The sequence below is a fragment of the uncultured Campylobacter sp. genome (assembly GCF_938018035.1).
In the GTDB taxonomy this organism is placed as follows: domain Bacteria; phylum Campylobacterota; class Campylobacteria; order Campylobacterales; family Campylobacteraceae; genus Campylobacter_B.
The window spans coordinates 1-1,421 of sequence record NZ_CALIJF010000351.1 but is presented as its reverse complement, the minus strand read 5'-3'; the positions used below and the strand labels follow the sequence as shown (position 1 = coordinate 1,421).

Sequence of the window (1,421 nt, the reverse complement as noted above, 5' to 3'; positions counted from 1 at the left end):
GAGTGAGTCTGGCGACGTTTCTTGGATACGAGCGTCTAATATTTATGCGGATGGCGATATTAAGACGTTTGAGGGTATTAAATTTGGCTGCGCCCCTTATCTCTGCGCGGATATTTTGGATTTTGCAGAGTGCGACGTGCTACTTACGCATATTCCGCCTGCACATACGCGAACGTCCATAGAGCGCGGCAGAGATTTTGGTGATAAAAAGCTTTTTCGAGTGCTAAAGCACGGACTTTTAAAAGCAAAAATAATCCTTTGCGGACACGTGCATAATCCGCTTTTAGATGTTGATAAAATCGGCGATTGCACGATTTATAATTCAAGTCTGAAGCTTAATATTTTAGAAATTTGAGTTAAATTTATAAAATTTTAGCAGCTGAATTCTATAAAATATAATTTAGCGCGATAAATTAATTGTATTTCGCGGCTCTACTCGCATATCGGCAGCACGTCTTTTGTCCACAGCTAAGCAAATAAATTTAGCTTTTTGTCATAATTTCTTTCAATAATCTAAAATCACTTTCGCTAAATCCATAAATTTCTACTTCGCATTCTTTTTCTGCGTCTAAATTTTGTTTGAAAAAGCATTTGTATTCGCTGATCACCTCGTGCTTATCTAGTCTACCCGCTCCGCATCCCATCAGAGGCAGAGCTATTTTTATATATTTGCTTTGATCTTGCAAGATTATTTCTTGTAAATTATTTAAAATTTGCGCTATAGTAGCTAAGCTCGGCTTTTTAGACTCTGATCTATCAGCGTAATTCATAATGGCTGCATGTAATACGAATGGAAAGCTTGCGTGATTTGAGGCGGTTTTGACGACGTCACCTTGCCTTATCTCTTTTATTTTTAACTGTTCTTGCATGTATTTTTCTAGCGTCTCACCGCAATGCCTCTTAAAAGCCATAGACACACCGCTACCAAGCAGCATCACCGTATTTGAAGGATTTATCAGATAATCCGTTTGTGCGTCCAATAAATCGCCAAATTTTATCTTTATTTCATATGAAATTTTCATTTTATCTCTTCTAAATACCTTTCTATCTCATCTTTTATCGTATCGGCTAACTCCTTTGGTTCTAGCACTTTGATAAACGGAATGAAGTAGTAAATAAGCGGCTTTATCTCCATTAAATTAGTAAATTCTATATCGATTACGACCGAGCCATCGGCATCAAGTCCTGTTATGCTCTGCTTAGCGTAGGGTTTTCTCTCGAAATATTTCTTTATCTGCGGAGATAAAAGCAGTCTGGCGGTATTTGGTTTATCTAGCGTTGCCCAGGCGGAGTTTATATTTTTAATCCTCTCCTCTATCGTGGCATCTAATTTAAATTTTTCCTCAAGAATTCTAATATTTGCGATGCTTTTTAAATGGAATTTCTTAAAGGTATCATTTTTATTCGTATCTAAAAATAGC

The 1,421-nt window shown here is 36.8% G+C and carries 3 protein-coding genes; 1 reads left to right on the top strand and 2 read right to left on the bottom strand.

The window, feature by feature from the left end; translation table 11 throughout:
- A partial coding sequence (locus Q0257_RS10665; RefSeq protein ID WP_298024704.1) for a metallophosphoesterase family protein occupies positions 1 to 355 on the top strand: 355 nt, incomplete at its 5' end.
- Between the two features lie 127 nt (positions 356 to 482).
- Here Q0257_RS10665 and Q0257_RS10660 read toward each other — a convergent pair.
- Both Q0257_RS10660 and Q0257_RS10655 read right to left on the bottom strand, forming a co-directional pair.
- Positions 483 to 1,022, bottom strand: coding sequence for a macro domain-containing protein (locus tag Q0257_RS10660; protein ID WP_298024702.1), 540 nt, complete (start codon positions 1,020 to 1,022; stop codon positions 483 to 485).
- A partial coding sequence (locus Q0257_RS10655; RefSeq protein WP_298024701.1) for a WYL domain-containing protein occupies positions 1,019 to 1,421 on the bottom strand: 403 nt, incomplete at its 5' end. The genes Q0257_RS10660 and Q0257_RS10655, both read right to left, overlap by 4 nt.

Coding starts and splice junctions, on each gene's coding strand:
- Q0257_RS10660 (WP_298024702.1), bottom strand. CDS start 1,022: ATGAAAATTTCATATGAAATAAAGATAAAATTTGGCGATTTATTGGAC.